The sequence below is a fragment of the Arthrobacter mobilis genome, assembly GCF_012395835.1.
Lineage (GTDB): Bacteria > Actinomycetota > Actinomycetes > Actinomycetales > Micrococcaceae > Crystallibacter > Crystallibacter mobilis.
Genome location: NZ_JAAZSQ010000001.1, coordinates 117,663 through 143,673, shown reverse-complemented (window position 1 = coordinate 143,673; position 26,011 = coordinate 117,663). Strand labels below are relative to the sequence as shown.

The following is a 26,011-nucleotide window of genomic DNA, read 5'->3' as shown; positions in this document are numbered from 1 at the left end:
GCTACTCGCTGAGCGTGAAGGCGGAGGTGTACTTATCGACGTTCTCCTTGGTGATCAGCGTGCAGTCGAACGCCTGCTTCTCGGTTTCGGCACCGGTTTCGCCGGTCTTCAGGTAGGAGTCGATCTCCTCCACGACTTTCTTGGAGAATTGCGCCACCGGCTGCAGGACCGTGTAGGCCATCGAGCCATCCTTGACAGCTTCCACAGCATCCGGGGAGCCGTCGAAGCCACCGACCACGACATCCTTCAGCTTGCCGGCCTCCTTCAGGGCAGCGATCGCGCCCAGTGCCATCTGGTCATTGCCCGCCAGGACGCCCTGGATGTCGGGGTTGGCCTGGAGCATCGACTGCATCTTGTCGTGGCCCTGCTTCTGGTCCCAGTTCGCCACCTGGGCATCTGCGCGCTTCAGGTCCGGGTACTGCGACAGCACGGTCGCATAACCATTCGAGCGGGTCGCAGCATTGTTGTCCGACGGCGCCCCGAGCAGTTCGACATAGGTGCCCTTGCCATCCATCGCCTTGACGAATTCCTGCGCCCCCAGGGCCGCGCCCTGGGCGTTGTCCGAGACCAACTGGGCCTTGGCCAGGCCCTGCTGGTTGATTTCGGCGTTGACCAGGAAGACCGGAATGTCGGCGTCGGTGGCCTTCTGCACAGCGCCCACCGAACCGTCCGCATTGGCCGGATCGAGCACAATGGCCGCTGCCTTGTTGGTGATGGCCGTGTCGATCAGGTCGCTTTCGGCCTTGGTGTCGCCCTTGTGGGCGGTGACGTTGACCGTGTAGCCGAGCTTGGTGCCCTCTTCCTTGACGGTGTCGCCTTCGGTCTTCCAGTAGGGGTTGGCCGGATCATTGACAATCACCGTGATGAGCTTGCTGCCGCTGCCACCGCCCGCGGTGCCCGTGGCTTCTCCGGTTTCGGCGCCCCCGCCGGTACCGCCGCCTCCACCGCAGCCGGTCAGGGCCGCAATGGTCATGCATGCAGCCAGGGCTGCAATCGCCTTACGTTTCATGGACATACCTTTCATAGTTAATTCGGTTGGCAGTTCACGGATTGGCGGTATTGATCGCCGGCGGGGTGCCCGACGCCGCCTGGCCGGGCGGCGCGGCAGTCGGGGTCTCTACCTGCTTGATCCGCTTGGAGCGGTACTCGACCCGGTTGAGCATGACGGCCACGACGATCACTGCGCCTTTGAAGACCATCTGCCAGTACTCGGAGACACCGATGATCACCAGGCCGTCGGAGAGGAAGCCGATCACGAAGGCACCGAGCAGGGTGCCCCGGATGTTGCCGCGGCCGCCCGAGAGGGCGGCCCCGCCGATGACGACGGCGGCGATCGCCGTCAGTTCGAAGGAGGTACCGGCAGTGGGGTTGGCGGAGGTCAGTTCGGAGGCGATGATGACACCGGCAATCGCTGCGCATACCCCGGAGGCCACGTAGATGCGGACCTGGACCTTCTTCACCGGGATGCCGGAGAGCTCGGCAGCGCGGGCGTTGCCGCCGGAGGCGTAGAGCCAGCGGCCGAAGGCAGTGCGGTTGAGCAGGAAGCTGCCCAGCAGGGCGATGACCACCATGACCAGGACCCCGGTGGGAATCCCGAGGATCCGGTTGAAGCCCAAGGCGTCGAACCCGGTGTTGCCCAGGGCGGGGTCGCCACGCAGGTTCGGGTAGGTCAGGCCGCCGGTGATCAACAGCGCGGCGCCGCGGACCACGTAGAGCGTGCCCAGAGTGGCCACGAACGGGGCGACGCCGAATCTGGCGACCAGCGTGCCGTTGATCCAGCCGACGAAGGCGCCCACGGCGATGGCGCAGACGGCGCAGACCCAGACCGCGGGATAAAGCGTGGCGCCCCCGATCGTCACACCCTGCATCAGGAAGCCGGCGACCACGCCGGCCAGCCCCACGGTGGAACCCACTGACAGGTCGATGCCGCCGTTGAGGATCACCAGCAGCATGCCGACCGCCAGGATGGCGTAGACCGCCACATGGGCCGACATGGTCAGCAGGTTGTTGACGCTGAAGTAGTTCGGCGAGAGGAAAGAGAAGATGACAATGATGACGATCAGGGCGATAAACGCGCGTCCTTCCAGCAGGAGCGCAGGAATATCAAGCCCTCGCGCCGGCCGGACCGCCCCGGCTGGAGCGTCCGCGGTCTTTGTTTGGCTCATATCCAGTTCCGTTCAGCTAAATGGCGACGGCAGCTTCTCCCGAAGCCGCCATAATCTGCTCTTTGGTGGTCGTCGCCGCATCGAATTCGGCAGAGATGCGGCCCTTGCTCATCACGATGACGCGGTGTGCGATGCTCAGGCACTCGCCGACCTCGGACGTCGAGTAGATGACCGCCAGGCCCTTTTCGGCCAGCTCGCTGAGCAGGCCGAAAACTTCGGATTTGGCGCCGATATCGATGCCCCGGCTGGGTTCGTCCAGCAGGATGACCTTGGGGTTGGTCGCCAGCATCTTGCCGATGACCACCTTCTGCTGGTTGCCGCCGCTGAGGGATCCAATGGCGGCGCCCGGCCCGGCGGTTTTGACCCGCACATTCCGGATCATCTGCTGGACCAGATCCTTCTCCTCAGGCCGGGAGAGCACCAGGCCCTTGAGGAATTTCATCAGGCTGGCGAGCGAGAGGTTCCCGCCCACGGACATGGTCTGCACCAGGCCGTCCCGCTGCCGGTCCTCGGGCACCAGGCCGAGACCGACCTGGATGCGTTCGGCGATGGACAGCCCCGCAACGTCCCGGCCCAGAAGCAGCACCCTGCCTCCGGCAAGCGGGACGCGGCCGGCGACGGCCTCGAGCAGTTCGGTCCGGCCTGCCCCCATCAGACCGTAGATGCAGACGATTTCGCCTTCGCGCACGTCGATGGAGACGCCGTTCACCGCGAGCCGTTCCGGATTCGACGGATCCGCCACCATGGCCTGTTCGATCCGCAGGGCCACCTCGCCGAAGTTCTCCCGGCTGGGCGGGCTGCCCAGGTCGAACCCGCGGCCGACCATATTGCCCACGATCCAGTCCAGATCCACATCGGCTATTTCGGCCTGCGCCACGATCAGCCCGTCCCGCAGCACCACGGCGTGGTCGGAGATCTCGATCGCCTCCTCGAGGTGGTGCGAGATGTAGACGATGGACACCCCGGAGGCCGTCAGGTCGCGGATCACCTTGAACAGGACCTCCACCTCCGAGGCGCTGAGCGCCGACGTCGGCTCGTCCATGATCAGAATGCGCGCATTTACCGACAGGGCCCGGGCAATTTCGACGATCTGCTGCTGGCCCAGGCGCAGGTCCGCAACCTTGGTGTCCGGATCGATGGGCTCCTCGAGCCGCTCCATCAGTTCCTGGGTCTGCCTGCGTTCCTCGGCGTAGTCGACCATGCCGCCCTTGCCGATGATCTCCCGGCCCATGAAGATGTTGTCCCGGACGCTCAGGTTCGGGCTCAGGCTCAGTTCCTGGTGGATGATCGAGATCCCGCGGTCCCGGGCCTCCACGGTGTTGGCGAACTCGACCGGCTCCCCATAGAGCTCCAGGCTGCCCGAGGTCGGCTGCTCGATTCCGGAGAGGATCTTCATCAGCGTGGACTTGCCGGCGCCGTTCTCGCCGAACAGTGCCGTGACCCGGCCCTTGAGGACCTCGAAATCCACGCCCTTGAGGGCCTGGGTCCCGCCGTAGCGCTTCGTGACGTTCAGTGCCCGCAGAACGACCTCGCTCATGGCGCCACGTCAATCTTCACCGGGGTGATGATGTAGGCCTGGGGGTTGACCAGGGTGAAGGCGCCCGTCACGGACACCTCCTTGCCGGCCAGCGTGGCCATATCCACCTGGGCGAGCACGGTGTCCCTCACCTGCTTGTTCAGTTCCGCTCCCACATTCTGGTAGTCGATCTGGTTCTTGAATTGCGAGAACTGCACCTTGCCGGTGGCGTCACGGATGGAAGTGCCGTTGATCGCCGGTCCCATCTGCACCAGGACCGCGACGTCGGAAGGCATGCCTTCCACTTCGACGGGCATCTGCCCGTTGGCGTCCGGCTGCGCCGCCGTCCCGGTGAACTTGACGGAATAGACCGGTGAGGTGCCGGAGACGACGCCGTACTGCTCGGCCGCCGCGTCCGGGTCCTTGGCGATGGCCTCATGCACGGTCACGAGGTCGGTGGCCCGCTGTTCGATGTCCGGTACGATTTCGGACGCGAACTTCTCCTGCGCAAAGGACGCCGGACTGAAGCTGCCCGGGACCGCGTTGGTGGCCTCGTCGCCGGTGAGGATCTTCGTGCTGAGGAGCATGAGGATCAGGAGCACCAGGACGGCCGCCGCAGTGATGAGCCGGGCGGGCGTGAAACGGGTTTTTTTCGGTGTACTGGTCGCTGTGCTCATTGAAGGACCTTGGATTCGGTGTCGTTGGGGCGGATTTGCAGCTTGCGTCCCGAGCCTTGGCGGAACATGTCCAGGGCGTCGGGGTAATCATCAAGGGTGAAGGAGTGGCTGATCATCGGCACGCTCCTGATGGCGCCGGCCTCGAACATCTCCGCGGCGCGGCCGAAGGTGTTGAGCACCGCCATGCTGCCGACGATGTTGAGTTCGTCGCGGTAGGCCCGGAACGGGGAGTAGCCGCGCCGTCGCTGGCCACGCCCCCGAGCCCGTTCCAGCTCCGGCACAGGTTGGATTTGCCGTTGAGGCAGAATTCGCACTCGCCGCAGGTGGTGCTCGGGTTGACCACCACCTGGTCCCCGACCGACAGGCTGGAGACGTCGGAGCCGGCCTCGACCACCACCCCGGATGCTTCACGGCCGGGGATCAGCGGGAAGACGGTCCCCTCGAACTCGCCGTCGAAGACGTGCGTGTCGGTGCCGCAGATGCCCACGGCAGCCACCTCGATGACGACTTCGCGGGGACCCGGGGCCGGATCCGCCACGTCGCGGAGGGCCAGCTCCCCCGGGGCTTCGAAAACAATGGCTCGCATTCAGTAACGCTCCATCCAAGGACTAGTCACAGGCAGCGCAGCTGGCGGGCCTTTCCCGTCAGTGGCAGAGAGGTGGTGCAGAGCAGCAGGTCTGTTATCTTGTGACCTTTTCGTGTGATAATCACAATGTAGCTGTGGTATAAATCACCTGTCAACGGATCGATCGGGGTTCTCCGGAAACCGCTCCCAGCTCTTCCGGACCGGTCTTTACCGACGCCCCACCACTTCCCAGGAGGACCAATGTCCACCACCACCCCGGCCGCACAGGCCGCAGGTTCCGGACTGCCGGAGAGCATGCAGGCCGTGATCTGCCATGGCCCGGAGAACTACACCCTTGAAGAAGTGCCCGTCCCCACGCCGGGACCCGGCGAAATGCTCATGAAGGTCGAGGCCGTGGGGGTCTGCGCCAGCGACCTGAAGTGCTACCACGGCGCCGCCAAATTCTGGGGCGACGAGAACCGGCCGGCCTGGGCACAAAAGGAGATAACGCCCGGGCATGAATTCACCGGCACGATCATCCAGGCGGACGACGAAGCAACCTCGCACCACGGGGTCTCCGTCGGCGACCGCATCGTCTGCGAGCAGATCGTTCCCTGCGGGCAGTGCCGCTACTGCATGCGCGGGGAGTACTGGATGTGCGGGCCGCACGACATGTTCGGCTTCAGGAATTTCCACGGGGCCATGGCCGAATACCTGGTGGTGCCGAAGCGGGCCCGCGCGCACCGGATCTCCAAGGAGCTGCCGCCGCAGCACGCCGCCTTCGCGGAGCCGCTCTCCTGCTCCCTGCACGCCGTCGAGCGTGCCCGGATCACCTTCGACGACGTCGTCGTCATCGCCGGCTGCGGCCCGATCGGCCTGGGCATGGTGGCGGGCGCAAAGGCCAAGAACCCGCTGCAGGTGGTGGCGCTGGACATGTCGGACGACAAACTGGCGCTGGCCCGCAAATGCGGCGCCGACGTGACCATCAACGTGGGCAAGGAAGACGCGGTCCAGATGATCAAGGACATGACCGACGGCTACGGCGCCGACGTGTACATTGAGGGGACCGGGCATCCCTCCGCCGTGGGCCAGGGCCTGAACCTGCTGCGAAAGCTGGGCAGGTACGTCGAATACTCGGTCTTCGGCTCGGATGTGACGGTGGACTGGTCCATCATCAGCGACGACAAGGAACTCGACGTGCTCGGGGCGCACCTGGGACCGTTCTGCTGGCCGGCGGCCATCAAGATGCTCGAGTCCGGCATCCTCCCGATGGATGAAATCTGCACGGACCAGTTCCCGCTCAAGGACTTCCAGGCGGCACTGGACCTGGTGGCCGACACCGCAGGTGCCTCGGTGAAAGTATCCATCCTCCCCGGCGGGACCCCGTAGCACCCCTGCACCGGGAAACTGGCCGTTACAGCTGCCCTTAAACAGGAAGGTGTCCCGCGGCGTGCAGCCGCGGGACACCTTCCTGGAAAAGCCAGCTACTTACCTTCGGAAAGCCCGGGTGTCTCTCCCAAACCTACGCGAAGTCCGCCGTCGCCGGGTCCGCCCCGATCCGGCCATCCGCCCCCTTGTCCAGGGCGTTGATGGCCTCGAGGTCCTCCTCCTCCAGTACCACGCCGAGCGCGTTCCAGTTCTCCTGGATCCGGGACGGGGTGACCGACTTGGGGATCACCACGTTGCCCAGCGCCAGGTGCCAGGCCAGCACCACCTGCGCCGGGGTGGCACCGCGCCTGGCGGCGATCTCCAGCAGCACCGGATCCTCGAGCAGTTCCCGGCCCTGCCCCAGCGGGGACCAGGACTGGTGCAGGATGCCCTGTTCCGCCTCGAAGGCGCGCAGCCGGGCCTGGTTGAAGTACGGGTGCGTCTCCACCTGGTTGATGGCCGGGACCACGCCGGTTTCGCCGATGATTTCCTGCAGGGCCTCCACGGTGAAGTTGGACACCCCGATGCTCTTGACCCGTCCCTGCCGCTGCAGTTCGATCAAGGCCTTCCAGGTCTGGAGGTACTTGCCCTGCTTCGGCTGCAGCCAGTGGATCAGGTACAGGTCCAGGGTCTCCAGTTGCAGCCGGGCCATCGAGTCGTCGAAGGCCTTCAGCGTGCTGTCGTAGCCCTGGTCGGCGTTCCACAGCTTGGTGGTGATGAACACGTCCTCGCGGGCGAGGCCGGAGGCAGCGACCGCGCGTCCCACGCCTGCTTCGTTGCCGTAGATCCGTGCGGTATCGATGTGGCGGTAGCCGGCCTCGAAGGCCTTGCCGACCACTTCTTCGGCCAGTGCCTCCTCGACTTGCCAGACGCCGTAGCCCAGCTGGGGAATCGTGTTGCCGTCGTTGAATGCCAGTTCCGGGGATTCGATGATCAGATCTTCAGATGTAGTCACAGAGAGCAGAACCGGAGCACCGGGAAAATTATTTCCCCAGGCAAGAAAATCCCGTCCGGCGGTCCGGCCGGAACCGGCGCTCCCGGCCGCGCCGCAGGTGCCGGCCGCCAGCGGGAAGGCCCGGGCCCGGATCGAAGCCGCCAAGGCCCGCGCCGAGGCCCGCCTCGGCGTTTCCGTGCCGGCAGCAGGCGGACAGTAGACTCTTGAGGCGATGTGCGGCGGCCGCTGATCCGGGCGCCGCACCCGGCCCCAACCCGGAGGAAGAGATCTTGGCCCACGTGCTCCCCGACGAGGTGATGTCCGCCGCGCAGGCCGGCGATCCGGAAGCCTTCAGCCGGATCTACGCGGCACTGGCCCCCGCCGTCGCCGGCTACCTGCAGGCCAGAGGCGCCGAGGATCCCGAAGCGTGCGTCCAGGAAGTCTTCCTCACCGTCTTCTCCCGCATCGGTACCGTACGGGGCGGGTACCAGGGACTGCGCACCCTGGCCTTCTCGGTGGCGCATGCCCGGTACGTCGACGAAGTCCGCCGGCGCGCCCGCCGGCCCCGGCTGGCCGAATACGACCCGGACACCGATACCCGCACCGCCGACTCGGCCGAGAGCCTGGTCCTGGGCTCGCTGGCCGGAAGCGAGGTGGGACAGCAGCTGCAGGCGCTGAACCCGGAGCAGCGCGAGGTGCTGCTCCTGCGCGTCGTGGCCGACCTCTCCCTGGAGCAGGTCGCGGACATCATGGGCAAATCCACAGGCTCCATCAAGCAGATGCAGCGGAGGGGCCTGCTGAAACTGAAGTCGCTGGTCGAACGACAGGAGGTGCTGGTGTGAACACGGTTCCGCACCTGACACGGGACGACGACGTCATCGGCCGCCTGCTGGACGAATCCGGGGTGGACCCCTCGCCGGCCCTGCGCGCCTCATTGCTGGAACTGCGGACGGCAGGCACAGGCCCCGCCCCGGCGCCATCGGCCGAACTGGCGGCATTCCTGGCCCCCGCCACCTCCCCGCCGCGGCCCCGGCGCAGGCTGGCCAAGGGAGCCATGATCGGCCTCGCCGCCGCCGCCGCCACGGGCCTTGGCGTTTCCGGCGTAGCCGCCGCCAATCCCCAGTTCCCGGAGACCACCGGCCACGTGGTCCGGCAGGTCATCGGGTTCTTCGACCCGGCGCCCGGCGGCGTCCCGGCACCACAGGCGCCGGAGGAACCGGCCGTCCCCTCCGGCGGGACAACCGGCCAGGCAGAGCCAGCTTCCCCCGCCGCCGGCACCTCCGGATCCGGGACGCCGGGGCCGGCGCATTCCCCCGGCGGCGGCTCCAAGGGAAAGCCGGCAGCAGACCGGTCCGGTGCGAAGGATTCCGCCCACCGGCCCGGACACCGGGCCCCGGATCCGGCCGGCGCGCTTCCACTGCCCGGTGTCCCGGCACCGCCGGCTGTTCCCGGCCGGGACGGCGGGCGTCCAGGCGGGCAGGGCTCCGGCGCGGCGGCGCCGGACAGCACGGGCCCCGGACGGCCGGCGCCCGATGGAAGCGTGCCCGGCAGGCCGGACCTGAAGCTGCCGCCGGGTCCCGGACGGCCCGGCTCTGCCGATCTGCCGGCGGTTCCGGCCCTGCCCGGCGCGGCAAGCGGACGCTAAGCCGCGCTCCCCCACCGCCTCGGCCCCGCCGTCGTCAGCCGTATCAGCCCCGCTGCCGCGCCCGATAACGGCCAGCACGCCGCATCTTTCAGGTGCGCCTGCCGTTTCGGGGTGCAGCCGCGCCTGCCCCGGTCCGGGAAAACCCCTTGACCTCCGCCGGGCAGAGGCGTAGCGTTTTAGTCAACCGAAAGGTTGATAAAGAGAGAAGTTGAATAAGCGATGGACTCCGGCGACGACGAACTGCTCGACAAGGCCTTTCTGGCCCTGGCCGACCCCGTCCGCCGCCGCATCATCGCCCGGCTCAGCCGCGGCCCGGCCACGGTCAATGAGCTGGCCGAACCCTTCCAGATCACCAAGCAGGCGGTCTCGAAGCATATCCAGGTCCTCGAGCAGGCGGAACTGGTCACGCGCAGCCGCGACGCCCAGCGCCGGCCCGTCCACCTGAACCCCGCACGGCTGGAGGCACTGACCGCGTGGATCGACCAGTACCGGCTGGTCCGCGAACGGCAGTTCCGCACCCTCGACGCCGTGCTCCGCACCCAGGCCGCCACCGGCGGCCCCCGGCCCCAGGAAGAACCATGAGCAACTCCCTGCGCCTCACCGTCCCGGACGGTGTCCCGTTCATCGATTTCGAGCGCGAATTCGACTACCCCGTCGCCGACGTCTTCCGCGCCCATGCCGACCCCGCCCTGGTCGCCCAATGGCTCGGACCCCGCGGCACCAATATCGAGATTGACCACTACGATTTCCGCACCGGCGGCAGCTACCTCTACCACCACACCGGCCCGGACGGCGTCTCCTACGCGTTCAGCGGCATCTTCCACACCGTGCGCAAGGACGACTTCGCCCTCCAGACCTTCGAGTTCGGCGGCTATCCGGATGTGGTCAGCATGGAGTTCCTTACCTTCGAGGATCTCGGCGGCGGGCGGAGCCGGCTGCGCGCGCACTGCGTGTACCCCAGCCTCGAGGCCCGGGACGGCATGGCCTCCTCCGGGATGGAATCCGGCCTGTCCGAGGGCTACGAGCGGCTCGAGGAACTGCTCGCCAGCACCGCCAAGGCTTCCGAAGGAGCAACGCTGTGAGCACCGGGCTGAAACTGGACAATCCGGCAGGCCTGCCGTACACCGACTACGAGCGGGAGTTCGATTTCCCCGCCGCGGCAGTCTTCCGCGCCCACGCGGACGCGGAGCTGTACCGGCAGTGGATCGGGCCGCGCGGACTGACCACCCGCGTCGAGGAGCTGGACTGCCGCAGCGGCGGCTCCTTCCGCTTCGTCCAGCACGGGGACGACGGCGTGGAGCACGCCTTCCGCGGCGTCTTCCACACCGTGCGGGCGGACGAATTCATCCTGATGACCTTCGAGTACGCCGGCTTCCCCGACGTCGTCACCCTGGAGTTCACGAGGTTCGAGGACCTGCCCGGCGGGCGCTGCCGGCTGACCGGCCGCTCCGTCTATCCGGATCTGGAGGCACGCGAACGCTACGTCGCCGGCGGCATGGAATCCGGCATGTCCGAAGGCTACGAGCGCCTGGAGGAACTGCTGGCGGGCGGGCCCGCCCAGCGCCCCGCTGCGGACGGCTGAGCTGCGGGGCGGGAATGAAGTTGTCCGGTCCGGGGCACTGCCGGACCGGACACCCTGCGCTCAGACGGGTTCGGCGGAAATGTTCTGCACGCGCTCGTCGAGTTCGGCAGGTGTCAGGTTCGCCGCGTCGCCGATCTCTTCCGGAGCCGCGCCGGCCTTCACGGCCACGTCGATCGCCTCATCCAGGAACGTCTGTGCCTGGTCGATTTCGCTCTGCAGCGTTTCGATGACCGCCGAGGCGGCCCACACCTGCTTCAGTTCCTCTTCCATCGTTCACTTCCCATCTGCGCTGCGAAAGCGACGTTATGCCCTCGTAATTTACAGCGTAAGCCATCCAGCGTACTGCTGCGGGAACGCCGGATGAACGTTTTCCGCGCCGTTTCCCTCTCAGCGCAGGACCGCTCCCGGCCAGGAACCGGACAGGGCCGGCAGCGGCGCATTCCGGCGGTGCGGCGTAGGGTGGAAGGCAGACTGCAGGGAGGAGAGAACCATGTTCGAATCCGAACCAGAGTCCGCGGCGGACCCGGAGGACGCCGACCCCACCACCGCGAAACCCCGTCTGGAGCGCCAGCGCATCCTCAAGGCGGGCGCGGACTTCATTGAACAGTTCGGTGTCCGCCAGCTGACCATGCGCCGGCTGGGCACGGAGCTGGGGGTCGAGGCGATGTCGCTGTACCGCTACGTCCCCTCCCGGGAGAGCCTGCTCGACGGGATTGTCGAGACGGTGATCGACCAGCTGTACGAGGACCCGGAAGTCTACGTCGAGCCGCGCCACGGCTGGCAGGACTACCTGCTGCGGCTGGCCCACGGGCTGCGCCGGCTGGCCCTGGCCCATCCCCAGGTGTTCCCGCTGATCGCCACCCGGCCCGCCGAAGCCCCCTGGGTGCGCCCGCCGCTGCGCAGCCTGCGCTGGGTGGAGTCGTTCCTCAAGGCCCTGACCTCCACCGGCTTCTCCGAGAAGGCCGCCGTGGACGCCTACCGGGCCTTCAGCAGCTTTCTGATCGGCCACCTGCTCCTGGAAGTGGCGGCCATGGGCGCCGACGTCGGACCGGTCGAGGAAGCCGAGCCGCATCCGCCGAAGGAGGCGGACCTGGGCGGCTACCCGCTGCTGCAGCGGCTGCAGAAGCTGCTCTCCGAGGACCACTCCGCGCAGGAGTTCGAGGAGTCGCTGGAGAACCTGCTGGACCGGCTCGAGAACCTCGCCGGCTGAAGCCTGCGTCCGCCGGCGCCGCGGGAATTTCCCTGCCCCGACCCGCCGAAACGTCATGATGATTTGTCACCTGAATACTAAGCATGCTTTGCTTACGTCGTAAGCAAGATCCGATTGCAGTCCCGGGCCGGCAGGCCCGGGACTGCAGATCGCCCGGACCAGGAGAGGATCACCCGGCCCCCCAGCCGGAACGGCAGCGCCGCGCTCCCGGGCGTGACAGATGAGGAGAAATGCATGCACGCAATCCGCAACAACTTCGACGCCTCGCAGTTCGATGCCTATGTCGACGGAATGGTCGCCGGATCCCTGCAGTACCGGATCCAGGACGGCCAGATGTGGCTGCTGGACATGGACGTGGACCGCAACTACCGCAGCCGGAAGCTGAAGGACGGGCTCGTCCGCAACGCCCTGGTCGAAGCGCACCGCCGGCGCCTGTCGGTTTTGCCCTTCTGCCCCGAGACGCGCCAGCATGTGTTTTCCCACCCGGTGTTCATGCGGCTGGTGCCGGAGGCCGAGCGCGCACGCTTCAGCAAGAGCCTCACCCGGACCCGGAAGGCAGGCAAGCGGTGAACGGCAAACTCAAGGTCCTGGTGCGGGTGGACCTGGAAGGATCCGCCGCCTGCATCAGCGTCGGGGGCCCGGTCACCAGCCGGAACGTCCATGCCCTCTATTCCCTGGCCAAGCGGGCCAATTCCCTGGCCGCGGGTCTGGAAATCACCATCGACCTGAGTGCTGCGCAGGTCGAACCCGCGGTCCTGGACGAACTGCAGGCCTGCGCCGGCGCCCAGCGCCTGCCCGCGAGCGCGGACCCGGCCCAGGCCGGCTGCCGGCTGCGGGTCGTGGCCGGCGCAGCATCCGGCAGCCGCACGGCCGTGCCGGCCCTGGCCGGCTGAGCCTGAAGCCCACCCGGGCACCACGACGGCGGGAGGCCACCTGAGGGTGGCCTCCCGCCGTGCGTCCCGGTCCTCCGTCAGCCGCGCAGCGCCGTCCCTGCCCGGCAGAAGGTTGTTACGACGCCGTGACGGGCACGGCCGCGGCCGGTTCCCGGCCGCCCTCCTGCAGCAGGTCCAGGTCCACCGCCACGGCCTGGCCGTTCAGCACCCGCGGGTGCGCCGTCCCGCGCAGGGCCGAAACCGTCAGCCGGATCAGGGTCCCGTGCGCGACGGCGATGATTCGCCGGCCGGGATGCTCCCCCACCAGCCGGCGCAGGGCCGCGGTGCCGCGGGCGGCCACGGCGTGTTCGGCTTCGGCCACCCCGAAGATCCTCGCCAGTTCCGCCTCGGCCAGGCCGTTCAGGTATTCGCCCTCGGCCGTGCCGTAGTCGCGCTCCAGCAGCCCCGGCTCGTGCCGCTCCAGTTCCAGGCCCGTGCATTCGCCGATGATCCGGGCGGTCTCGGCGGCGCGGCCCAGCGGGGAGGAGACCAGCAGGTCCCAGCCGCCGCCGGCCAGCGCGCGGCCGGCGGCCCGGGCCTGGCCGCGGCCGACGTCGTTGAGCGGGATATCCGTCCGGCCCTGCAGCCGGCCGGCGGCGTTCCAGTCCGTCTGGCCGTGGCGCACCAGCACCAGCGCGCCGCCTGCGGCAGGATCATCGGAAAAACGGGGCACGGTCTCCTCCTTGGAGTGTCCCGGACATCCTACCGTGGCGTGCCCGCCCCGCGGCCGGACCGGTCCGCGCCCCGGCCGGCCGGACGCCGCAGCGGCAGGCGGCGCGCCCGGGCCCGGAGGCTGACCCCGCTGCGCCGGCTGAGCAGGAGCAGGGCACACACTCCGGCCAGCAGCGGTACGGTCCCGCCGATGGCCACCGCCCAGCGGGCCCCGAACTCGGTCCCGATCCAGCCGATCAGCGGCGCGCCGAGCGGCGTACCGCCCTGCATTACCACCATGTAGAGCGCCAGCACCCGCCCGCGGAACTGCGGCTCCACGGACAGCTGGATGCTGGTATTGGCGCTGTTGAGCATGGTCAGCGAGGCCAGGCCCACCGGCACCAGCATCAGCATGTACAGCCAGAACCCGGGCATCAGGCTGGCGGCAACCGCGGATATCCCGAACGCGATGGACCCGCCGACCAGGTACGGCATTCGCGAGCCCTGGCGCCGGGCGGCCAGCAGGGCCGCCGCCAGCGTGCCCACCGCCATGACCGAGCCCAGCAGCCCGTACTCCTCGGCCCCCTTGCCGAACACGGAGGTGGCCATCATGGCATTGGTGATCTGGGAGTTCATCCCGAAGGTGCCCATTACCCCCACCAGGACCAGGATCAGCACCAGGTCCGGGCGGCCGCGCACGTACCGGAGCCCCTCCCGGATCTGGTGCTTGCCCCGTCCGGCGCGCACGGCCGGGGACAGTTCGGTGCTGCGCATCCGCCACAGGGCCAGGATGACGGCGGCGAAGCTGGCCGAGTTCACCAGGAAGGCCAGGCCGGTGCCCAGCCAGGCGATCAGCAGGCCGGCCAGGCCCGGACCCGCCAGCCGGGCGGTGTTGAAGGAGGCGCTGTTCAGGGCGACGGCGTTGGGCACGTCGTCCTGGCCGACCACCTCGGAGACAAACGCCTGCCGGGCCGGCGCGTCAAAGGCGCTGCCTATGCCCAGGGCCAGCGCGATGGCGTAGACGTGCCACAGCTGCACCGTGCCGGTGACCACCAGCAGCCCCAGCACCAGCGCGCACAGGCCCATGGCCGTCTGGGTGAGCAGCAGCAGCCGCCGTTTGCGGTGCCGGTCCGCGATCAGGCCGGCGTAGGGGCCCAGGAAGAGGATCGGCAGGAACTGCAGCCCGGTGGTGATGCCCACGGCCGTGCCGGAGTGCTCGGTCAGGCTGGTCAGCACCAGCCAGTCCTGCGCCACCCGCTGCATCCAGGTGCCCACGTTGGACACCAGCGCCCCGGCGAACCAGAGCCGGTAGTTGGGCACGGCCAGGGCCCGGAACATGCTGCTCATCGGGCGCTCATCTCCTGCATCAGGTGCGCCGCCCGGCCCAGGATCCGGCGGTCGTCCTCCCCCAGCTCCGCCAGGCGCTGCGCCAGCCAGGCGGTGCGGTGGCTGCGGGCCTCCGCCAGGACCGCCTCGCCGGCTTCGGTGATGCGGACCAGCACCTGCCGCCCGTCCTCGGGGTGCGTCTGGCGGGCGACCAGGCCCTGCTCCGCCAGGCCGTTGACAATCCGGGTCATCGACGGGGCCTGCACCTGCTCCCGGTCGGCCAGTTCGCGCAGCGTGCGCGGACCGCCGGTGAGGTGGGCCAGCACCGTGTACTGCCCGGCGGGAATGATGTCGCCGCTGGCCTCGGTGCGCAGCCGGCGCGAGGTGCGCATCACGGCAATCCGCAGTTCCACCGCCAACGCATCAGGGCTGAGCGCCTGCTCCGGGCCGGCAGGTTTGGACTGGACGTTCATCGGGCCTCCGGATTTCGTTAGCAAAGCTCATTAGCAATGCTAACGAAATACCGGGCGGCGGTCCAACCGGCCGCGCCCTGTCCCAACTTCGACACTTCGTTCCCCGGCCATCGGGTAGATTGGCAAGATGTCCACCGAAGACCAGGTCTATGAGGAATCGCACGGCCGGCGGGAGTCCTTCGAGGAAAAGCTCGACCGCAACTGGAACGATCTGCTGCAGGAACTGCGCGTCATGCAGACCGGCGCCCAGATCATCACCGCGTTCCTGATGACCCTGCCCTTCCAGAACCGCTTCGACGACCTGGAGGACTACCAGGTCGGCCTGTACATCGCGCTGCTGGTGTTCTCCGCCCTGATGACCGGACTGATCCTGGCGCCGGTCGCCATCCACCGCAAGCTCTTCGGCCTGCACGTCAAGGATGCCACCGTGGCCCAGGGACACCGCATCGTGAAGGCAGCCGTCCTGGGCATCGGCGTGATGGCCACCGGCTGCGTGGCCTTCATCGTGGACGTCGTCGCCGGTGACCGGCTGGCCCTGATCATCGGCGGCGCGGTCCTGGTGGTCATGGTCGGCCTGCTCTGGATCCTGCCCCGGGTCCTCAAGCACAGCGCCGTCACCCGGAACCCGAACCCCAGGACCTGACCGGCGGCTACCTCCCGGCCAGCAGCCTGCGGACCGCCTCCTCCGCCGAGGCCACCGGCACCGGGCCGGCGGCGTCGAACCGCCAGCCGCCGATCGTGTAGACCGGCACGCCGGTGCGGCAGGCCAGCGCGATCTCGCTCGCCGTGCCCCAGCTGCCGCCCACGGCAACCAGCGCGTCGCACGAGCGCACCAGCAGGGCATTGCGCAGCTGCCCCATTCCGGTCGGCAGCGAGACCGTCAGGTACGGATTCGCCGCCGCCCGGTCGGCGCCGGGCAGGATCCCGACGGTCACCCCGCCGTGCTCGAACGCGCCCCGGCTGGCCGCTGCCATGACGCCGTCCAGGCCGCCGGTGACGACGACGGCGCCGGCCTGGGCGAGCAGCCGGCCCACCTCGTAGGCGGCGGCGCACTCGCCGTCGGCCGCCTCCTCGCCGGGCCCCACCACGCCTGCATACATGCCCGCCCCTCACTGGCACCCGGGCACGGAGCCCGGGTGCCGCCGTCGTCCCCGTCCCGGGCAGTCTAGACCGGGGAGGCCGGCCCGGCCGAGGGCAGGCTCACTCCGGATCCCCGCCGAGCGCAGGCAGCCGGTAGATGCTGTACTCGTCGGCCGGCAAGGCCCGGCGGATTCCCCGGCCGTGTTCGCGGATCCAGACGAGCCCCACTCCGGGTGCGGTGTCCTTGACCCGGCCCCGGTAGCACGTGGTGCCGCGCCGGGCTTCGATGTGGTCGCCGCGGCTGATGAGCGAGATGTCCCTGACGGGTGCGCCCAAGTGTGAGGTGTTCATGGAGTCCTCCATCCATCGATCCTGGAAGCGATCTAGCTGGAGTCGTCATTGACCATCTCCATCATGGCCCGCACAGGTTGCCCGCACGTTTCATCCGGGTGATCATCCGGCAAAACCGCTGGCTCAGAGCCGGCTGGTCTCCGGGGAGTAGCGCTGGACGGTGGTGTAGCCGGCCTTCGTCCCGGTCACGCGCACCTTGAGCCGGTGGCCGCGGTCGGCGGAGACCACCGTGTAGGTCTTGCCGGTGGCGCCCGTGACGGGCGTGCCCGAGCGGTACCACTGGTACGTGAAGCTGGTCCCCCAGGTCCAGGTGCCGGTCAGGGCGGTCAGGGTGCTGCCGACCTTCACCGTGCCGGAGATGGTGGGCGCGGTGGACTGCAGGGTTCCCTTCACCACCGCCGCGGTGGCGGCGGAGGTCCTGGCCACCGGGGTGTAGCCGGTCCTGGTGCCGGTGACCCGGACCGCCAGCCTGGCCCCGACGTCGGCCGCGGACGGCTTGTAGGTGCTGGCGGTGGCCCCGGCGACCGGGGTCCCGTTGCGCAGCCACTGGTAGGCGAAGGAGGTGCCCCAGGACCAGGTGCCCTTGGAGGCGGTCAGGGTCTGGCCGACCTGGGCCGTGCCGGAGATGGTCGGAACGGAGGACTGCAGCGTGCCGGGGGCGACCGCCGGGGTGTTCGCGGAGTCGCGGAATGCCGTGGTGTAGCCGGCCAGGGACCCGGTGACCCGGACCTTGATGAGCTTGCCGGCGTCCGTACCGGTGAGCTGGTAGGACTTCGCCGTGGCGCCGGTGATGGCCGTCCCCGAGCGGTACCACTGGTACTTCAGGCTGGTGCCCGAGGTCCAGGTGCCCGGGGCCGCGGTGAGGGTGTACCCCACCTTCACCGTACCGGAGATGGTCGGAGCGGAGGTCTGCAGGGTGCCGGGGGCGACCGCCGGGGTGCCTGCCGAGACCCGGGATGCGGCGGTGTAGCCGGCCTTGGTGCCGGTGACCCGCACCGTGATGGTCTTGCCGGCGTCGGCGGCCGTGAGCGCGTACTTCGGGCCGGTGGCCCCCAGCACTGCGGAGCCGGAGCGGTACCACTGGTAGGCCAAGGTGGTGCCCGCGGTCCACGTGCCAGGGGCCGCGGTCAGGGTGTACCCCACCTTCACCGTGCCTGAGATGGTCGGAGCGGAGGTCTGCAGGGTGCCTGCGGCCACGGGCACGGTGGCCGCGGAGGTGGCGGACGCCGGGGCGTAGCCGTCCTGGCTTCCGGTCACGGTGACGGTGAGGGTGGCGCCGGCATCGTCCGGGACCGGGGTGTAGCTCTTCGCCGCCGCGCCCGGGATGGCGGTCCCGTTCCGGTTCCACTGGTAGGCCAAGGTGGTGCCCGGGGTCCAGGTGCCGGGGTCGGCGGTCAGCGTGGCACCGACGGCCGCGGTGCCGGTGATGGCCGGGCTGCCGGCGGACAGGGTGGGTTCGGCCGGTTCCGCTGCCGGCGAGGGAGCCGGTTCGGACACGGGGCCAGCGGCGCCGACGGCCGCGGCGGCGTCCACCAGTCCGGCCCCGCAGCCGGCGCTGCAGGAGGTGATGGGCCGGGCGGTGGCCTTCAGCTGCGCTTCGAGATCCGCCGGGGCCAGGCCCGGGCCGGCGGAGAGCATCAGCGCGGCCAGCCCGGCGACATGCGGGGCGGCCATGGAGGTGCCCTCGGAGTAGGCATAGCTTTCGCCCGACGGCGTGGTGGTGCCGTCGTTCATGGTGGAGGCGATGCCGCCCTTCCAGGAGTCGGTCATGTCCCCGCCGGGGGCGGTCACGTCCACGGACGAACCGTAGTTCGAGTAGGGGGCGCGGCTTCCGTCGGGGCCCGAGGAGGCCACGGTGATGACGTTGGCGCAGTTGGCGGGTGCGACGTTCGCCGCCGGCTGGTTCTCGTTGCCGGCAGCGACCACCACGGAGGCACCGGTGCCGGTGGCAAAGTCGATGGCGCTCTGCATGCCGGTGGTGCAGGCAGCCTGGGCCCCCAGGCTCAGGTTGATCACGTCGGCCGGGTTCGGGTTGGCCGGCGCACCCGGCACGCTGCCCCCGGCCGCCCAGATCACCGAGTCGGAGATGTCGGACAGGTAGCCGCCGCACGCTCCCAGGGCGCGGACCGGCAGGATCCTGGCGTCGTAGGCGACGCCGGTGACGCCCTTGCCGTTGTTGGCGACGGCGGCGATGGTCCCGGCGACGTGGGTGCCGTGCCAGGAGGAGGCCTCGGCCTCGCACCAGTCGCCTTCGTCCCGGGCCGAGGGATCCCGGCCGTTGCCGTCCCGGGAGACGCCGGCATCGGAGATCATGTCGTAGCCGGGCAGGACATTGACATCGAGGTCGCTGTGGGCGGTGATGCCGGTGTCGACGACGGCCACGACCGTGCCGGCACCGGTGGCCAGGTCCCAGGCCGCGGGCATCCGCATCCCGGCCTGGTCCCCGGACAGGTCCCACTGCAGTCCGTAGTGGGTGTCATTGGGGGTCATGACCGGCCGGAACAGGATGTCCGGCTCGGCGTACTCGACGTCGGCGCGGGCTTCGAGGGCGCCGGCGAGCTTGCCGGCATCGGCGGCGCTGAGCTCCCGGCCGGTTTCGATCACCTTCGCCCCGTCGGCGGTGGTGCGCTTCTCCTCCGCCGCGGTGCCGACGGCGCCGGCGGCCCGGTCGTAGGCGCGGTCCCGCTCGGCCGGGCTGCGCCGGGACGCATCGCTGAACTTGACGATGAACCGGTCCGTGACTGAACCTTCGGGGGCTTCGCGGACCTCGTGGGCGGCCGGTTCGGGCAGCTCGGCGGCAGCGGCTGCGGCAGCTGCCGGAAGCTGGATGACCGGGCCGAACAGCAGGGACAGGCAGGCGGCAGCCGCTGTGGCGGCGGTGCTCCGGAATATGGACATCGGGATCCTCGGGTGCGGGTCTGGAAGGACCGGACGCTGGCTGGGAGTCCGGGGTCGAGGGATATAACAACGCCGCAGGTTAAACCATTCCCCAACCCGCTGCCGGCTCAGGCCCGCGCCTCCACGATCCGATCACCGGGGCCTTGGCCCGGCGCATCGGCCCGAGGCATTGGCCCGCCGGGGCGGCGCTACTAGACTCGCAGGCAGCCCCAAGGACAGGAGCACAGCATGGCCAGAATCCTGATGGTGGTCTCCGCCGCGGACTCCCTGCTGATGAAGGACGGCTCGCGGCACCCCACCGGCTACTGGGCCGAGGAACTCGTGACCGCCCACCGGATGCTCACGGAGGCCGGGCACAGCATCGACATCGCCACCCCCGGCGGCGCCAAACCCACCGCCGACCTGGCCAGCCTGAGCCCGCAGGGCGCCGGCGGCCTGGAGAGGGCCGACGAACTGGCCGGCTACCTGCACGACATCGAGGACGAACTGCGCGCGCCGCTGGCCCTGGCCGACGTGGACGCCGGGGACTACGACGCCGTGGTCCTGCCCGGCGGGCACGGCCCGATGGCGGACCTCTTCGAGGATCCGGACCTGCGCCGGATCCTGCTCAAGGCCCAGGCGGACGGCAAAATCATCGCGCCGTTCTGCCACGGCCCCGCCGGCCTGCTCAGCGCCATCGACGACGGCGGCCGCTTCGCCTTCGCCGGCCGCCGGCTGGCCGTCTTCACCAACGAAGAGGAACTGGCCGGCGGCACCGGGGAGAACACGCCCTGGCTGCTCGAGTCCGCCCTGCGCGAGAAGGGCGCGGACGTGCAGACCGGGCCGGCCTGGCAGAGCCACGTGGTGGTGGACGGCAACCTGATCAGCGGGCAGAACCCGCAGTCCAGCACCGACGTCGCCCGCACGGTGCTCGAGGCGCTGGAAAGGTAGCCCGTGGGCCTTGGGAGCGCCCTGTTCGCCTACCTGTACGACCCCTCGATGCGCCGGGCCGAGGCCACGGAGCTGGGCTGGCGGCGTGCCGCGCTGCTGTCCGGACTCAGCGGGAACGTGGTTGACGTCGGCGCGGGCACCGGAGCGAACCTGCCGCACTTCCCGGCCGCATGTACGGTGACCGCGGTGGAACCGGATCCGAACATGCGCCGGCGGCTGGCGGCGAAGCTGGCGGCCGCGTCCTCCGGTGCGGCCGCCCGGGCCACCGTCGCGGCCGGCAGCGCCGAGGCCCTGCCCGTGGACGATGCGGCCGCCGACGCCGTCGTCTTCACCCTGGTGCTGTGCACGGTCCCGGACCAGGCCGCCGCCCTGGCCGAGGCCCGGCGTGTGCTCAAGCCCGGCGGCAGCCTGCTCTTCCTCGAACACGTCCGCGGCACCGGCCGGCACGCCAGGATCCAGGACGCCGTCCAGCCGCTGTGGTCCTTCGCGGCCCAGGGCTGCCACCCCAACCGGGACACCGTGGCCGCCCTCCGGGCAGCCGGCTTCAGCGTGGAGGTGGACGAGGAGTTCACCCTCGGACCGGGATGGAACCCGGCGAACCCGCTGGTGCGCGGCTCGGCCACGGCCGGGTAGGCCGGCGGCCGCCGGGAACTGCCGCCCGCGGTCGACTAGGCGCGCGGTCGAACAGGTGATCGAAGCAGCTGACGCATATCTACACCCGCCGGGTGAATGTGTGTGAACTCCTCCATAGCCGCTGTTGCCCGGAGCAGGAATGCTGGCATGAGCGTGATCGTCATCACCCAAGCAGCGAGGAGTTTTTACGATGGCACAAGCCCTGAACCAGGCCGGCGTGCGGAACCGGCAGCAGCCGCCTCAGTCGCGCATCAAGCGCGTGGTGGCCGCCTCCATGGCCGGCACCGTCGCCGAATGGTACGAGTTCTTCATCTACGGCACCGCCTCGACGCTGGTCTTCGGGGCACTGTTCTTCCCCAAGACCGGGAACCCGCTGGACGGCATCATCGCCGCCTTCGCCACCTACGCCGTCGGCTTCGTGGCCCGCCCGCTCGGGGGCCTGGTCTTCGGACACTTCGGCGACCGTTACGGACGCAAGAAGCTGCTGCAGTTCAGCCTGCTGCTGGTCGGCGCAGCCACCTTCCTGATGGGCTGCCTGCCCGGCTTCCAGACCATCGGCTACTGGGCCCCGGTCCTGCTGGTGCTCCTGCGGTTCCTCCAGGGTTTCGCGGTCGGCGGCGAATGGGGCGGCGCGGTCCTGCTGGTCAGCGAGCACAGCCCCGAACACCAGCGCGGTTTCTGGGCCAGCTTCCCGCAGGCCGCCGCCCCGGTCGGCAACGTGCTGGCAACCGTCGTCATGCTGGGCCTGTCCTGGATCCTCGAGGAGTCCGCTTTCATGTCCTGGGGCTGGCGTGTTGCCTTCTGGCTCTCCGCCCTGATCATCTTCATCGGCTACATGATCCGCCGCACCGTCGAAGACGCTCCGGTGTATCTCGAGGCGATGCGCAGGCAGCGCGAGGCCCAGCAGGAAGCGGCAACGCTCCGCGAAGTTCTGGGTACCTACCCCGGCCGCATCACCAAGGCCCTGATCATGCGCATCGGCGAGAACTCGTCCTACTACCTGATGATCGTCTTCTCGATCTCCTACCTGACCGTCCAGGTCAAGGCCGATTACTCGATGATTCTGCTGGTGCTCTTCCTGGCCAACGTCGTGCAGATCTTCGCCATGCTCGGCGGTGGCTGGCTCTCCGACAAGATCGGCCGCAAGGGTGCGATCGGCATCGGCTACGCGGGCCTGTTTGTCTGGGCCGTGACGTTCTTTCCTGCACTGAACACGGGCAACTTCTGGGCAATCTTCGCCAGCACCGCTTTCGGCCTCACCGTCCAGGCCGCGGCCTACGCACCTCAGGCCGCCCTGATGTCGGAGATCTTCCCGACTCGCATGCGCTATTCGGGCTCCTCCTTCACCTACCAGATCGCCACGATCTTCGCCGGTTCCATCGCGCCGATGATCGCCACCATGCTGATGAATAAGTTCGACAGCACGCTGCCGATCGTGGTCTACGTGCTGGCCGTCCTCGCCATCTCGGCCATTGCGCTCTCCATGCTCAAGGAAACCCGCGGACTCGACCTGTCCACGCTGGACGGGGAGCGGGAGCCGATCCGCTAGGGATGGGGGCAGGCCCCACACCATCACCGGAAAAGCCGCGGGTCCGCCCTTCAGGGCGGGCCCGCGGCCGTAGATAAGGAGAAATTGTGGCCGTCCAGGACCACCAGCGGACAGCCGTCGTCACCGGCGGTGAAGGATCGATCGGCCAGGCCGTCGCCAGGCTGCTGCTGGCCCGCGGCGTCCGCGTGGTGTCCGCGGACCTGGCACCCGCGCACCGGCGGCTGCCGGCCGGGGATGCGGAAAACTTCAGCTACACCGGCTACGACGCGCAGGATCCGGAGTCGGCCCGCGCTACCGTTGCCGCGGCCGGCGAAAGGATCGACTATCTGGTCCTCGCTGCCGGCATCTATCCGGCCCGCGGCTTCGCCGACATCAGCGAGGACGAGTGGCAGGGCTGCCTCGAGATCAACCTCACTGCGGTGTACCGGATGATCAACGCGGCGCTGCCCCGGCTGGCTCCGGACGCCTCCATCGTCCTGGTCAGCTCCATCGCGGGACTGCGCGGGAGCAAGGGCCATGCGCACTACGCGGCGAGCAAGGCCGGACTGCTGGGCCTGATGCGCTCGCTCATGTGGGAGCTCGGCGGGCAGCGGCGCATCAACGCGGTGTCCCCGGGCATCATCGACAACCCCATGACCCGGCCGCTGCGGGAGGCCGCCGGGGACACGATCCTGCGCAGCACACCGCTGGGCCGCTACGGGACCGCGGACGAAGTGGCTGCGGTGATCGGATTCCTGTGCAGCCCGGCGGCCTCGTTCATTCACGGTGAGAACATCAGCATCAACGGAGGCTTCTATGTCAACTGAAAACCACCGACAGCCCCTCGGCGCCGTCATCACCGGCGGACGCTCCGGCATCGGCCGCGCCTGCGCCGAGGCGCTGCTCGGGCGGGGACACCGCGTGGCCGTCCTGGACCTGCCGGACGGCCCCGGCACCGCCACCGGGTCCGGGACCCAGGGGCGGTTCCTCCAGCTGGGCTGCGATGTCAGCGACCGCGAGGCCGTCGCCGAGGCCTTGGCCACGGTCCACGACCGGTGGGGAGGATTCGATGTCCTGATCAATTCGGCCGGAATCGCCCGGCCCGGCCCCAGCCAGACGCTCCCGGCACAGGACTGGGAACTAATGGTCAATGTCCATCTCAGCGGCACCATGTGGGCCTGCCAGGCGGCCTTTCCCGCGCTGTCCGCCAGCGGCCGGGCAGCAATCGTCAACCTGTCCTCCGTCGCCGGACGCATGGGCATGCCCCACCGGGCCAGCTACAACGCGGCCAAGGCGGGCATCGAGGGGCTCACCCGGTCGCTCGCGGTCGAATGGGCGCCCCACGGCATCCGCTGCAACGCGGTGGCCCCGGGCTACGTCGAGACTTCCTTCACCGAAGCTCTGGCGGAAGCGGGCCAGCTCGACAAGCGGCCGATCATCCAGCGCACCCCGCTGCGCCGCTTCGCCCGGCCGGCGGAGATCGCCGAAGCCATCCTGTTCCTGGCCTCCCCGGCAGCGTCCTTCGTCACCGGCCACACCCTGGTCGCGGACGGCGGGCTGACCGTCGACGGCGCCTGGTACGGCTAAGCCTCAGCGCCTGGCCGGCGTACCTGCCAGCAGCCTGGCCACCACCAGCAGCACGTGGTGGTCGAGCGCCCGGCGTCCGGCATTCCAGTCGGATCCGAGCAGGGAGTCGATGCGCTCCAGGCGCTGGCGCACCGTGTTCTGGTGCACCACGAGTGCCGCGGCCGTACGGGCGATGTTGCGCCCCTCGTCCAGGTAGCACAGCGCCGTGTCGCAGAGCTGGGTCCCGTGCGCGGCGTCGTAGTCGAGCAGAGGGCCCAGACTGCTGCGCAGCGCACTTTGGGTCACCTGCGAGTCCGCATTGGCCAGGAAGATCCCGATCGTACCCAGCGAGCGCCAGCCGACAACGTTGCCGGCCTGCGGCAGCGACCGCGAGGCTGTCAGGATGCGCTCGGCCAGGGCGAATTCGGCACCGATCGCGGCGAGGGAATCCAGGGTCTCCGAATGGGCCATCCGCACCCCGCCCCACTGGCGGGCGCCGCGCCGGCCCAGGAAGTCAGCCATCCAGCCAAACACCCGCTCGGGCGCGGCCAGGTAGAGGCGGTCGTTGAAGTGGGCCCGCAGCAGCTGCTCGCCCAGGTTCGCTTCCAGGGACTCCTCGAAGTCCACCAGCGAGCGCGGAGCCCCGTCGACGAGGGCGACGCGGAACGGCGATCCGTCCTCGACGCCGTAGGCGGCTGCCGCCGTCGCCGTATGCCGGCGCAGCCCGTCCGAGGGCGGGCTGATCAGCGTGGCCAGGAGCTCGGCGCGCTGGCGCTCGCGTTCGCGCCGTGAGGCGTTGGAGTGGGAAATGAACGTCCCGAGGACCAGGGCCGCCCGCCGGAGGATCGAATCGTCGTCGGCCGAGAGTTCACCCTCCACCAGCACCCCGCCCAGGGTCTCGCCCTCGATCACGGAAGCCATGACGACGACGGCGGTGCCGTCCTCCAGCGTTCCGGTCACCGGGGCGTTCGTGTGCCGGGAGGCGGGGATCAGCGCGCGTGCGGCGTGCAGCCGCTCGCCGCCGACGTCTCCGGCGTCGATGCGCACCGTCAGGTTCAGCAGCCGGGTCTGGCGTCCGAGGATGCTGCTCAGCCGCGCCGCCAGCCCGGGCAGCCCCTCGGCGGAGCTGAGGGCGGCGAAGAGCTCCTCGTCCGCAGCCGCCAGGCGCTCCAGCCGGCCGATGGAGGACTGCTTGTCCCGGTTCGCCGTCTCCAGCCGCGTCATCGAATCCGTCAGCTCGGCCAGCCGCTCGAGGTTGTCCAGCGCGACGGCGGCCTGGTTGGCCAGGGCCTCGACGGCGAAGATCTGGTCCTGGCTGAATTCGTGGGACCATCTGTCCGCCACCAGGAGCGCTCCGATGATGTCCCCGCCGATGCGCATCGGCGCCCCGAGGATGGCCTTGACCCCCTCCTTGGCCACCGCCGCGTCGATATGCTCGAGGTGCTCCACGGACATGGCCGCCAGATAGTCGGAGACCTGGATCGGGCCGTCGGCGCGGGCCACCCGGCCCAGGACACCGGTGTTGAAGGGCATGCGGATGTCCCGGTAGGCCTGCGTCCAGACGCCGTCGGTCTCGGTGATCCGGGTTTCACCCCGCCCCGGATCGTTCAGGCTGATGTACGCCATGTCCGTGCCGACGATGGCCCGGGTGCGGGTGACGATTTCGCGCAGCGCGTTGTCCCCTTCCCGCAGGGAGGAAATCGCCGCGGCCGTATCGGACAGGGCCAGGGTGAGCATCCGCTGCCGCCGCGCCCCGGCTGCCAGGTTCCGCACCGAGCGCAGCCCCTCGCGCATCCGCAGTCCCCGGGCATCCGCCGGCAGGCGGTCCAGACGGGCGGAGAATTCGGCGGTGGCAGGATCCAGGGCCTGCTCCAGCAGGTCCAGCACATGGTCCACGACAGCTCCTTGTAGGGGTCCACAC

At 69.4% G+C, this 26,011-nt stretch carries 29 protein-coding genes; 15 read left to right on the top strand and 14 right to left on the bottom strand.

Annotated elements, in window-relative coordinates; translation table 11 throughout:
• Position 1: 1 nt before the first annotated feature.
• The 5 genes from HGG74_RS00715 to HGG74_RS00695 form a co-directional block, all read right to left on the bottom strand.
• On the bottom strand, positions 2-1,009 hold the full coding sequence (locus HGG74_RS00715) for a D-ribose ABC transporter substrate-binding protein (RefSeq protein WP_168484429.1): 1,008 nt from the start codon (positions 1,007-1,009) through the stop codon (positions 2-4).
• Positions 1,010-1,043: 34 nt separating this feature from the next.
• Positions 1,044-2,165 carry an ABC transporter permease gene (locus HGG74_RS00710; RefSeq protein ID WP_168484428.1) on the bottom strand — a complete coding sequence of 374 codons (1,122 nt, stop codon included), beginning with the start codon at positions 2,163-2,165 and terminating at the stop codon, positions 1,044-1,046.
• 16 nt (positions 2,166-2,181) lie between these two features.
• A complete protein-coding gene (locus HGG74_RS00705; RefSeq protein ID WP_168484427.1) occupies positions 2,182-3,702 on the bottom strand; it encodes a sugar ABC transporter ATP-binding protein in 1,521 nt (506 codons plus the stop codon).
• Entirely contained in the window at positions 3,699-4,358 is a 660-nt protein-coding gene (locus tag HGG74_RS00700) for a DUF2291 family protein (RefSeq protein ID WP_168484426.1), read from the bottom strand. The genes HGG74_RS00705 and HGG74_RS00700 overlap by 4 nt, the downstream gene beginning before the upstream one ends.
• A 112-nt stretch (positions 4,359-4,470) precedes the next feature.
• On the bottom strand, positions 4,471-4,944 hold the full coding sequence (locus HGG74_RS00695) for an alcohol dehydrogenase catalytic domain-containing protein (RefSeq protein WP_246262493.1): 474 nt from the start codon (positions 4,942-4,944) through the stop codon (positions 4,471-4,473).
• 240 nt (positions 4,945-5,184) lie between these two features.
• Here HGG74_RS00695 and HGG74_RS00690 point away from each other — a divergent pair, with 240 nt between their 5' ends.
• Positions 5,185-6,312, top strand: coding sequence for an alcohol dehydrogenase catalytic domain-containing protein (locus HGG74_RS00690; protein ID WP_168484425.1), 1,128 nt, complete (start codon positions 5,185-5,187; stop codon positions 6,310-6,312).
• Between the two features lie 133 nt (positions 6,313-6,445).
• Here HGG74_RS00690 and HGG74_RS00685 read toward each other — a convergent pair whose 3' ends face one another.
• Complete coding sequence (locus HGG74_RS00685) at positions 6,446-7,285, bottom strand: aldo/keto reductase (protein WP_168484721.1); 840 nt, start codon at positions 7,283-7,285, stop codon at positions 6,446-6,448.
• Positions 7,286-7,584: 299 nt separating this feature from the next.
• On the opposite strand from HGG74_RS00685, the gene HGG74_RS00680 reads away from it, so the two are divergent.
• The 5 genes from HGG74_RS00680 to HGG74_RS00660 all read left to right on the top strand — a co-directional run bounded on the left by HGG74_RS00680 (position 7,585) and on the right by HGG74_RS00660 (position 10,512).
• The gene (locus HGG74_RS00680; RefSeq protein ID WP_312856706.1) at positions 7,585-8,127 is read left to right on the top strand and encodes an RNA polymerase sigma factor; all 543 of its coding nucleotides are present in this window, start codon (positions 7,585-7,587) and stop codon (positions 8,125-8,127) included.
• Positions 8,124-8,930: a hypothetical protein gene (locus tag HGG74_RS00675; RefSeq protein ID WP_168484423.1), complete on the top strand. Its 807-nt coding sequence runs from the start codon at positions 8,124-8,126 to the stop codon at positions 8,928-8,930. The genes HGG74_RS00680 and HGG74_RS00675 overlap by 4 nt, the downstream gene beginning before the upstream one ends.
• 219 nt (positions 8,931-9,149) lie before the next feature.
• Positions 9,150-9,512: an ArsR/SmtB family transcription factor gene (locus tag HGG74_RS00670; RefSeq protein ID WP_168484422.1), complete on the top strand. Its 363-nt coding sequence runs from the start codon at positions 9,150-9,152 to the stop codon at positions 9,510-9,512.
• Positions 9,509-10,012, top strand: a complete 504-nt coding sequence (locus HGG74_RS00665; RefSeq protein ID WP_168484421.1) for an SRPBCC family protein — start codon at positions 9,509-9,511, stop codon at positions 10,010-10,012. The genes HGG74_RS00670 and HGG74_RS00665 overlap by 4 nt, the downstream gene beginning before the upstream one ends.
• Complete coding sequence (locus tag HGG74_RS00660; RefSeq protein WP_168484420.1) at positions 10,009-10,512, top strand: SRPBCC family protein; 504 nt, start codon at positions 10,009-10,011, stop codon at positions 10,510-10,512. The genes HGG74_RS00665 and HGG74_RS00660 overlap by 4 nt, the downstream gene beginning before the upstream one ends.
• 60 nt (positions 10,513-10,572) lie before the next feature.
• Here the strand turns inward: HGG74_RS00660 and HGG74_RS00655 are convergent, their stop codons facing one another.
• Entirely contained in the window at positions 10,573-10,782 is a 210-nt protein-coding gene (locus tag HGG74_RS00655; RefSeq protein ID WP_168484419.1) for a hypothetical protein, read from the bottom strand.
• A 220-nt stretch (positions 10,783-11,002) separates the two neighbouring features.
• Here HGG74_RS00655 and HGG74_RS00650 point away from each other — a divergent pair, with 220 nt between their 5' ends.
• The 3 genes from HGG74_RS00650 to HGG74_RS00640 all read left to right on the top strand — a co-directional run bounded on the left by HGG74_RS00650 (position 11,003) and on the right by HGG74_RS00640 (position 12,615).
• Positions 11,003-11,722: a TetR/AcrR family transcriptional regulator C-terminal domain-containing protein gene (locus HGG74_RS00650; RefSeq protein ID WP_168484418.1), complete on the top strand. Its 720-nt coding sequence runs from the start codon at positions 11,003-11,005 to the stop codon at positions 11,720-11,722.
• A gap of 234 nt (positions 11,723-11,956) precedes the next feature.
• A complete protein-coding gene (locus HGG74_RS00645; RefSeq protein WP_168484417.1) occupies positions 11,957-12,292 on the top strand; it encodes a GNAT family N-acetyltransferase in 336 nt (111 codons plus the stop codon).
• Entirely contained in the window at positions 12,289-12,615 is a 327-nt protein-coding gene (locus HGG74_RS00640) for a hypothetical protein (RefSeq protein ID WP_168484416.1), read from the top strand. The genes HGG74_RS00645 and HGG74_RS00640 overlap by 4 nt, the downstream gene beginning before the upstream one ends.
• 115 nt (positions 12,616-12,730) lie before the next feature.
• On the opposite strand, the gene HGG74_RS00635 is transcribed toward HGG74_RS00640, so the two are convergent.
• Genes HGG74_RS00635 through HGG74_RS00625 form a run of 3 tightly spaced genes read right to left on the bottom strand, consistent with a single transcriptional unit; the run spans position 12,731 to position 15,104 of the window.
• Positions 12,731-13,327 carry a histidine phosphatase family protein gene (locus tag HGG74_RS00635; RefSeq protein ID WP_312856678.1) on the bottom strand — a complete coding sequence of 199 codons (597 nt, stop codon included), beginning with the start codon at positions 13,325-13,327 and terminating at the stop codon, positions 12,731-12,733.
• A gap of 29 nt (positions 13,328-13,356) precedes the next feature.
• A complete protein-coding gene (locus HGG74_RS00630) occupies positions 13,357-14,652 on the bottom strand; it encodes an MFS transporter (RefSeq protein WP_168484415.1) in 1,296 nt (431 codons plus the stop codon).
• Positions 14,649-15,104 (bottom strand): MarR family winged helix-turn-helix transcriptional regulator, encoded by a 456-nt coding sequence (locus HGG74_RS00625; protein ID WP_168484414.1) that lies wholly within the window; start codon positions 15,102-15,104, stop codon positions 14,649-14,651. Before HGG74_RS00625 ends, HGG74_RS00630 begins: the two co-directional genes overlap by 4 nt.
• 127 nt (positions 15,105-15,231) lie before the next feature.
• Here HGG74_RS00625 and HGG74_RS00620 point away from each other — a divergent pair, with 127 nt between their 5' ends.
• Positions 15,232-15,747, top strand: a complete 516-nt coding sequence (locus HGG74_RS00620) for a DUF6328 family protein (RefSeq protein WP_168484413.1) — start codon at positions 15,232-15,234, stop codon at positions 15,745-15,747.
• 7 nt (positions 15,748-15,754) lie between these two features.
• Here HGG74_RS00620 and HGG74_RS00615 read toward each other — a convergent pair whose 3' ends face one another.
• The 3 genes from HGG74_RS00615 to HGG74_RS00605 all read right to left on the bottom strand — a co-directional run bounded on the left by HGG74_RS00615 (position 15,755) and on the right by HGG74_RS00605 (position 19,433).
• Positions 15,755-16,204 (bottom strand): TIGR00725 family protein, encoded by a 450-nt coding sequence (locus tag HGG74_RS00615; RefSeq protein ID WP_168484412.1) that lies wholly within the window; start codon positions 16,202-16,204, stop codon positions 15,755-15,757.
• Positions 16,205-16,304: 100 nt separating this feature from the next.
• A complete protein-coding gene (locus HGG74_RS00610; RefSeq protein WP_246262491.1) occupies positions 16,305-16,535 on the bottom strand; it encodes a hypothetical protein in 231 nt (76 codons plus the stop codon).
• Between the two features lie 123 nt (positions 16,536-16,658).
• A complete protein-coding gene (locus HGG74_RS00605) occupies positions 16,659-19,433 on the bottom strand; it encodes a S8 family serine peptidase (protein ID WP_168484410.1) in 2,775 nt (924 codons plus the stop codon).
• Between the two features lie 228 nt (positions 19,434-19,661).
• Between HGG74_RS00605 and HGG74_RS00600 the strand changes: the two genes are divergently transcribed.
• The 5 genes from HGG74_RS00600 (at position 19,662) to HGG74_RS00580 (ending at position 24,111) form a co-directional block, all read left to right on the top strand.
• Positions 19,662-20,363, top strand: coding sequence for a type 1 glutamine amidotransferase domain-containing protein (locus HGG74_RS00600; RefSeq protein WP_168484409.1), 702 nt, complete (start codon positions 19,662-19,664; stop codon positions 20,361-20,363).
• A gap of 3 nt (positions 20,364-20,366) precedes the next feature.
• The gene (locus HGG74_RS00595) at positions 20,367-20,996 is read left to right on the top strand and encodes a class I SAM-dependent methyltransferase (RefSeq protein WP_312856677.1); all 630 of its coding nucleotides are present in this window, start codon (positions 20,367-20,369) and stop codon (positions 20,994-20,996) included.
• A gap of 190 nt (positions 20,997-21,186) precedes the next feature.
• Positions 21,187-22,545, top strand: coding sequence for an MFS transporter (locus HGG74_RS00590; RefSeq protein WP_168484408.1), 1,359 nt, complete (start codon positions 21,187-21,189; stop codon positions 22,543-22,545).
• A gap of 86 nt (positions 22,546-22,631) precedes the next feature.
• On the top strand, positions 22,632-23,351 hold the full coding sequence (locus HGG74_RS00585) for an SDR family NAD(P)-dependent oxidoreductase (protein ID WP_168484407.1): 720 nt from the start codon (positions 22,632-22,634) through the stop codon (positions 23,349-23,351).
• A complete protein-coding gene (locus HGG74_RS00580; RefSeq protein ID WP_168484406.1) occupies positions 23,341-24,111 on the top strand; it encodes an SDR family NAD(P)-dependent oxidoreductase in 771 nt (256 codons plus the stop codon). Before HGG74_RS00585 ends, HGG74_RS00580 begins: the two co-directional genes overlap by 11 nt.
• A 3-nt stretch (positions 24,112-24,114) precedes the next feature.
• Here the strand turns inward: HGG74_RS00580 and HGG74_RS00575 are convergent, their stop codons facing one another.
• Entirely contained in the window at positions 24,115-25,986 is a 1,872-nt protein-coding gene (locus HGG74_RS00575) for a helix-turn-helix domain-containing protein (RefSeq protein WP_168484405.1), read from the bottom strand.
• Between the last annotated feature and the right edge of the window lie 25 nt (positions 25,987-26,011).

Coding starts and splice junctions, on each gene's coding strand:
- HGG74_RS00715 (WP_168484429.1), bottom strand. CDS start 1,009: ATGAAACGTAAGGCGATTGCAGCCCTGGCTGCATGCATGACCATTGCG.
- HGG74_RS00710 (WP_168484428.1), bottom strand. CDS start 2,165: ATGAGCCAAACAAAGACCGCGGACGCTCCAGCCGGGGCGGTCCGGCCG.
- HGG74_RS00705 (WP_168484427.1), bottom strand. CDS start 3,702: ATGAGCGAGGTCGTTCTGCGGGCACTGAACGTCACGAAGCGCTACGGC.
- HGG74_RS00700 (WP_168484426.1), bottom strand. CDS start 4,358: ATGAGCACAGCGACCAGTACACCGAAAAAAACCCGTTTCACGCCCGCC.
- HGG74_RS00695 (WP_246262493.1), bottom strand. CDS start 4,944: ATGCGAGCCATTGTTTTCGAAGCCCCGGGGGAGCTGGCCCTCCGCGAC.
- HGG74_RS00690 (WP_168484425.1), top strand. CDS start 5,185: ATGTCCACCACCACCCCGGCCGCACAGGCCGCAGGTTCCGGACTGCCG.
- HGG74_RS00670 (WP_168484422.1), top strand. CDS start 9,150: ATGGACTCCGGCGACGACGAACTGCTCGACAAGGCCTTTCTGGCCCTG.
- HGG74_RS00665 (WP_168484421.1), top strand. CDS start 9,509: ATGAGCAACTCCCTGCGCCTCACCGTCCCGGACGGTGTCCCGTTCATC.
- HGG74_RS00655 (WP_168484419.1), bottom strand. CDS start 10,782: ATGGAAGAGGAACTGAAGCAGGTGTGGGCCGCCTCGGCGGTCATCGAA.
- HGG74_RS00650 (WP_168484418.1), top strand. CDS start 11,003: ATGTTCGAATCCGAACCAGAGTCCGCGGCGGACCCGGAGGACGCCGAC.
- HGG74_RS00645 (WP_168484417.1), top strand. CDS start 11,957: ATGCACGCAATCCGCAACAACTTCGACGCCTCGCAGTTCGATGCCTAT.
- HGG74_RS00630 (WP_168484415.1), bottom strand. CDS start 14,652: ATGAGCAGCATGTTCCGGGCCCTGGCCGTGCCCAACTACCGGCTCTGG.
- HGG74_RS00625 (WP_168484414.1), bottom strand. CDS start 15,104: ATGAACGTCCAGTCCAAACCTGCCGGCCCGGAGCAGGCGCTCAGCCCT.
- HGG74_RS00620 (WP_168484413.1), top strand. CDS start 15,232: ATGTCCACCGAAGACCAGGTCTATGAGGAATCGCACGGCCGGCGGGAG.
- HGG74_RS00615 (WP_168484412.1), bottom strand. CDS start 16,204: ATGTATGCAGGCGTGGTGGGGCCCGGCGAGGAGGCGGCCGACGGCGAG.
- HGG74_RS00610 (WP_246262491.1), bottom strand. CDS start 16,535: ATGAACACCTCACACTTGGGCGCACCCGTCAGGGACATCTCGCTCATC.
- HGG74_RS00605 (WP_168484410.1), bottom strand. CDS start 19,433: ATGTCCATATTCCGGAGCACCGCCGCCACAGCGGCTGCCGCCTGCCTG.
- HGG74_RS00600 (WP_168484409.1), top strand. CDS start 19,662: ATGGCCAGAATCCTGATGGTGGTCTCCGCCGCGGACTCCCTGCTGATG.
- HGG74_RS00590 (WP_168484408.1), top strand. CDS start 21,187: ATGGCACAAGCCCTGAACCAGGCCGGCGTGCGGAACCGGCAGCAGCCG.
- HGG74_RS00580 (WP_168484406.1), top strand. CDS start 23,341: ATGTCAACTGAAAACCACCGACAGCCCCTCGGCGCCGTCATCACCGGC.